Origin of the sequence: Moorena sp. SIO3H5 (assembly GCF_010692395.1) — a bacterium.
In the GTDB taxonomy this organism is placed as follows: domain Bacteria; phylum Cyanobacteriota; class Cyanobacteriia; order Cyanobacteriales; family Coleofasciculaceae; genus Moorena.
In genome coordinates this window covers 1-6,070 of sequence record NZ_JAAHHS010000444.1, presented here as the reverse complement: position 1 = coordinate 6,070, position 6,070 = coordinate 1, and the positions used below count along the sequence as shown (strand labels likewise).

Here is a 6,070-nt window from a genome sequence, read left to right as displayed (position 1 = left end):
AAGAATTCCCAGAACTAAAGAAACTGCCATCATTGTGGACTCCGACCTACTTTGTGGCGTCAACAGGTCAAGTAAGTACAGAGGTAGTCAAAAAATATATCGAAAGTCAACGAGGCAAGTAACAAATGGACACGTCGGGTTAAAACCCGTCGTGTCGCGTTTCATCCCCTCCTTAAAAGGTAGGGGTTCTCACGCTCCCGTCCTATCTTGATAGTTAGTTTTTGTAAACTGAAGTTACCCTCTCCACACTTGCCACACTCTTCACCCGACTCCCGACTCCCGACTCCCGACTCCCGATTCCCGACTCCCGATTCCCGATTCCCGATTCCCGAGTCCCGACTCCCTACTCCCTAAAACATGAATAATTAAAACTACTATTCCAACTACTATAGTTACCTTGGGCAGGATAAGGAACCAACTCCACAATGCCCTGCTGATTAACTATCCATCCTTGGGCTTCAATAATAGGTGATTTCTTTTTAGTCATTGGTTGTTCCTGATCTCGGCTGTTATACCCTAATGTCCTTTTTCTCCAACTGCGGCTTCTTCTCCTATTGCTTAATTGTGTAGTATCTTGATCAACCATTAGCCGCAAATCCGGTACTACTACTTGACCCCGCAACACCCCAGCTGGGTTAGCGGGGATTCCTCCTTTTCCGGTAACTAAAAAACTATTCCCCCTGTTTGCTGCACAATCTGTGATGATTTGACTGCTCGTATCCACTACATCTACAGGTAGCTTATCTAAGGCTTGGGCGGGGTTAACTTCTGGAGTATTGAGAGTCACGCTGCCATCAATACCAAGTTGGGAGGAAGCGGTAATCTTACTACTGCGATCGCTAAAAATTCCAATGGCCGAAATCGTGATATTTCCCCCACGGCCTAAAATAGCATTGGCAGTGATGTTACTACCCTTTGATGTCAGTAAAAAATCAGTGGTCATAGTGATATTGCCACCAGTAGCAGTATCCCTGGCATTAGTCGTTATCCCACTTTTGTTCCGTAAGAAAATTAGTTTGGCATTAGAGAGGGTAATATTCCCTTGGTCTCCAGCAGAGGTTTCAGCATTGAGGAAACCATTGTCAAGTTTGATGGTATCAGCAGAGATTTCCAAAGTTCCAGCAACACCGGTACCTGTACTGCTGACCGTAACCAATGCGCGTCCGCTAGCGCTAAATGTCTTGGTATTCAGGTTAAGGGAACCCGCTTTGCCTGTTTGGGTTGCCCGAGATGCGATCGCACTAGCTGCTCCATCTGGGTCAATGCTGTTTCGTCCAACTCTCGCTAATCGCTCGTTGTAGGTAGGGTCAATACCAGAAAGAGTGATCTTCTCAGAAGCATTAATAGTAATATTACCGGCATCACCACCCTTGAAGCTAGAAGTAAAAATCTGAGCGCCATTGGTTAATGCCAGGGTGTCCACATCTAAGCTAATTTGACCAGCTGAAGCATCAGTCTGACTTATAGCGGTGATCACTGCCCCATTATCCAGACCGAGGGTAGGAGTTTGAATGAAAATTTCACCACCAATCCCAGTTGCGTTAGACTCGGTGTTAGCAGAGATAGCGCTAGAGGAGCCAAGGTCGGGACTGAAGCCAGACAGAGTAACCCTTTCTGTAGCATAAATCTCAACATTACCAGCATTACCTTGACCAGAAGTAGAAGCCCGTAATTCCGCTCCATCCACTACCGTCAAGCGCTCAGTTTCTATGGTCAAATTACCCCCATTTCCCGTAGCCCTTTGGTTCACCCCTGGGATTAAGTTGCTGCGAAACTGACCATCAAGTGATGTCCCAATCACCTCTATTTCTTTAGCCTGTATCGATATAAACCCCCCATCACCCTCACCAGAAGTAGAGGTGTTGATACTTGCTCCCTCTCGTATTCTCAGACGTTCTGTATCAATGAATATAGTGCCTCCGTCCCCTGTGGCTCTGGGTAGGACATCAGTAAACAAGCCACTAAAGGATGAGTTATTGTTTGAGGTCTCAATTAATAACTCAACCTCCCCGATTCCCACCACATCTACCTCAGTCGCCCGAATTGTCACAGTACCCCCATCCCCATCCCCCAAGGTTCCAGAGCCTACCTGTGACCCATCCCGTATGATCAGACGCTGGGTATCAATAGTCAATTCTCCCCCATTGCCGGTCGCATCTGGAATCACACCAGTGGACAAAACGCTTTGGGATACATCAACTGTATCCGTAACTGTAATACTTACATCTCCAGCATTTCCTGTCCGTGCCGCAACTGCTAAGATGTCTGCATCATTCATCGACAAGTTACGACTGGTAAGTGTAATATCCCCACCGCCTCTGACACCGTAAGTCCTAACCAAGCTCTCGTCAAAAACAATATCCTCTGTTGCCTGTAAGCTGATACTTCCTCCCTCACCAGAAGTAGAAATAGTCTTGAGATCGTTTGTCCTAATGGTGCCATTGGTTGCATTCAGGGAGATGGATCCACTATCAATAATCTGGGCTGATTCATCATCAAATTCCGCAAATGTAGGCATTTCTGCTTCAACACCAGTTAGGATAATGGTATATTCACCGATCTCAAAACCACTTCTATCTTCCCAAGCTACCAAAGGTAACTCACTGCCAAGCTGATCTGCATCATCAATACTGGTAAAATCCCCCGTATCGTCTCCATCGGGAAATATATCTCCTGCCTCACTGACTGGTTCTACACCAAAACCACTAATGGCTAGATAGTAAATTCCTGGCTCCGTTGGGGTGAGGGGATTGCCTGCTGGTAAGAGTGATTGAGCACAACCACCACAGTTGGTGTCATCATCATTGGCATAAATTCCGATACCCTCTTCATCAAACAAAAATAACTGGGTGTCTAGCTCAGTCCCCTCAGTGGTGCGAGCCGAAAAAGTCCCCCCCCCGGTCAGAAAGATTTGGTACAGGTCTACATCAGTTTCTTCGCTTATCGTGCCAGTTATGAATATGAACTGAAAGGCCTCTGCCGGAGAATCACTAATAACTGTAGCTGTGTCAAGCAATTGTCCGGTATCTCTAACTGGGGGAATTGATGTATCAATGTTACCAACGGTTATATTCGCACCGCTAATAGCAATGTTCGTTCCATTGGTGCGGATGGTGTCAAAAAAGGTATCTTCCATCCGAAAGTCCCCTACCCCATCCCGGTCTGCATCAGCAGTAAACACCATTACTTCACTGCCTGATTTTAAGTTAAGCTCGTTATCCTCTAAGTCGTCGATTACTATATCATTGCTTGCTTGTAGAACAAAATTATTACTTCTTGAGAAATCCTCCATAAGGGTCTCGTAGAGAGTGGTAGCTGCGAGTTCCTCAAGCTGACTTAATGGAGTAGTTAGAATAGCATCCGCTGTGTCGGAATTATTGGCAATTTCAGGATTAATTTCATCTATGGCATCTTCTTGAGAGCCATTAGCAATGATAATATCTGTGGAATCAACTAATAAGGTTCCCGCAAAACCATTCATGGCGCTAGTATCAACATCTCCCCGAAAAATTAGGTATTCTTGCCCTGATACCTCTACATAACCACCGTTACCAGAAATTTCCCCACCACGAGCCCTGATGGTGCCGTAAAATCCAGTAATCTCATTCCCTGAAATAATTACTCTACCGCCATTGCCTTGTGCGATCGCATCAGCACGAATCTCAACATTAGGACCAATGAAGGTGCGGCTAGTTTCTTGGTTACCAATGATAACGGTTCCGCCACCATCAGAGTCAGACACATTAATCTCGGTATTATCTAATAAGCTAATCTGGGAACCACTGACTTCTACTGTTCCTGCTCGTGCTCTCAAAGAACCGGTGCTAGTGATGGTATCTGCTGATAGGATTAGACTTTGCCCATTACCAACAGCTAAGTTTCCCTGATTACTGATCTGAGCTTGACGTTGACGTAGAGCATTGGTAAAGAAAGCACCAGGTTGAATAGTCAGTAAGTTACTGCTTTCGGGCTCTGTAGCACTAAATAGTCCTTGCTCCCCTAACCTAATCCCATCGGCTGTAGTAGCGATAAATGAGCCACGGATATCTAACCGAGCGTTGTTGCCAAAATTAATACCATTGGGATTGATTAAATAAAGATTGGCTGTTCCCTGTACTCCCAAAGTCCCGAATATTTGTGAGATATTGCTACCTGTTACACGAGTAATAATGTTAGCAATCCCATTCGGGTTAGCAAAGTAAACGTTTTGTCCCTCATTAACATTAAATTCCAGGAAACTATGGAACAGATTACTGCCTCGAATGGCACCACCTTCAATTAAGTCTCGAAATTCTTGGGGAGTGAACTTGGACTGTTCTACTCCTAAGGTTTGGTCGGGGGTAATCTGGGAATAAGCTGCCTGGTGATTAACTATCCCAGCTATGCTGGCTAATAAAACAATAGGGAGTTTTGAGTACCAAGATAACATCCTTGCTCCTGTACCTTAGAGGGCTAGACCAATGTCTGTCTTTGATGCACCAGCTTTGTGAAAAAATAATCGAGATACTTTGACTGCCATGGAATCACTGACAAGTCTTTTTTTGAGTGAGATTACTGATGCTTCGGCCTAATTCTGGCACACTCTTCCCGTCTTGCCCTCGTGGAAATTACCCAGGATGGACTTGGAGAATATAGGTTGATCAGGGGTAATCGGAAATACTTTTAGCTAAGCTATAGCGCGCGACCCTATAGAATCCTGTATATTTTCCAGAATGTGTACGTTCTTTTTTAGTTTAGTATCCCACTCCAATTGTACCTCAATGTCGTTAATTTTTAATTTGGTGATTTTAAAACTTTAAATTAACTACGTTTATTTTTAAAGATAAAGAAAAGAAGGATAGGATTTATTTAAAGACCCTACCCTACCTAAATTTTCTCTTCTTGATGCAGAGGTGATAATTAATTAAACGTAAGCATTCAGCCTAATGCTGTCAGCGGTTAGCTTCAAATAAACCTCATTTGGGAGAATTTAATAGTTCGAGATTCATGAAAATTGAAAGTTTTGGGATTTGCGCTTGAGCATTCGCCTAGGGTGGCCAAGGGCTGACGACACCTCAAGCAGCGTGCTCGTAGCCCATTAGCACCTCAAGTAGCGTGCGTGGCACAGGCTTCTAGCCTGTGAAGTAGCGCATATGCTTATCTTCTAGGAATACATTAACCAATGGGATTCAATGCTGAGGGTTAAGCGGATTCATTAAAGAATCCTAAGAAACCGCCAGCAGCTACTTCTTCAAGGTTTTCATCAGTTAGTTCAAGGTTGTCATCGGTTAGTTTTAGTTCCTGATCGGTTTGACTTTCAAAGTCAGTGTTTTCTGATACCAACTGGTCTGTTGACCCGTCGTTTTTTTTCAGTGAATTCTTGTTTTTTTGGTTATTCATGGCTATCGTTAAATTCAATTAATTGCTTGACTTCAACATCTACTAGTTTAGCAGAGATTACCTGAACAAGTTTTTTAAGTTAATTTTAATAAAATTTACGTTTAGGTGCGAGCCTCCTAGGCCGGGGAACCCGGCCTAGGGTCGCACCTCAAAATTAGTTGAAATTATCCTAGACTTAGGGTAAAATGAACTTTTAGTTGTGTCCGACTACTTAGAGCTGATTTGTAAATAAAAGTTTAAGAAGCTAATGGGCGAGTCATTAAACGAATGAGCGAGCCATTTTTCATCGCTTCGCGCTTTGGTCGTATACAACTCATAATCCAAATCGTAGCTAAAGGCTACTCAGACCTTCATTGAGTTTCCTTTAGATTCTGTTCTTGATGCAGTCGCTCATGGGGGGAACCCCCGCGTGAAGGCGCTGCATCGCTTTAAAAAGCTCTTAAAGATAGGGGGGTAGTCCTGCTCCCGTAATGACAGATGGGGGCCCAAACGCCCACGATACTGTTACCGAAATAATTACAATTAGCGAGGTCATCATTGTTAACTTTCATCTCGTTTCTCCTTGTGAAAAAGTAGTAAACTACATGAGGAAGTTCTTGAAAGTAGTAAAGAGTTCAGTTTTGAAGAACATCAAGTTCGACTTATTTGAACCTCATATATTCATCAAACTCCACTGCTAACTGACTTACCG

Annotated in this window: 3 protein-coding genes; 1 reads left to right on the top strand and 2 read right to left on the bottom strand. The window is 43.9% G+C overall.

What is annotated here, in order from left to right; translation table 11 throughout:
• Nucleotides 1-122: transposase (locus F6K52_RS30760; protein WP_293086757.1), on the top strand; the 122-nt coding region annotated here is incomplete at its 5' end.
• A 221-nt stretch (nt 123-343) separates the two neighbouring features.
• On the opposite strand, the gene F6K52_RS30755 is transcribed toward F6K52_RS30760, so the two are convergent.
• Both F6K52_RS30755 and F6K52_RS30750 read right to left on the bottom strand, forming a co-directional pair.
• Entirely contained in the window at nt 344-4,429 is a 4,086-nt protein-coding gene (locus F6K52_RS30755; RefSeq protein WP_293087887.1) for a filamentous hemagglutinin N-terminal domain-containing protein, read from the bottom strand.
• Nucleotides 4,430-5,181: 752 nt separating this feature from the next.
• Nucleotides 5,182-5,379 carry a hypothetical protein gene (locus F6K52_RS30750; RefSeq protein WP_293087883.1) on the bottom strand — a complete coding sequence of 66 codons (198 nt, stop codon included), beginning with the start codon at nt 5,377-5,379 and terminating at the stop codon, nt 5,182-5,184.
• Nucleotides 5,380-6,070 lie beyond the last annotated feature (691 nt).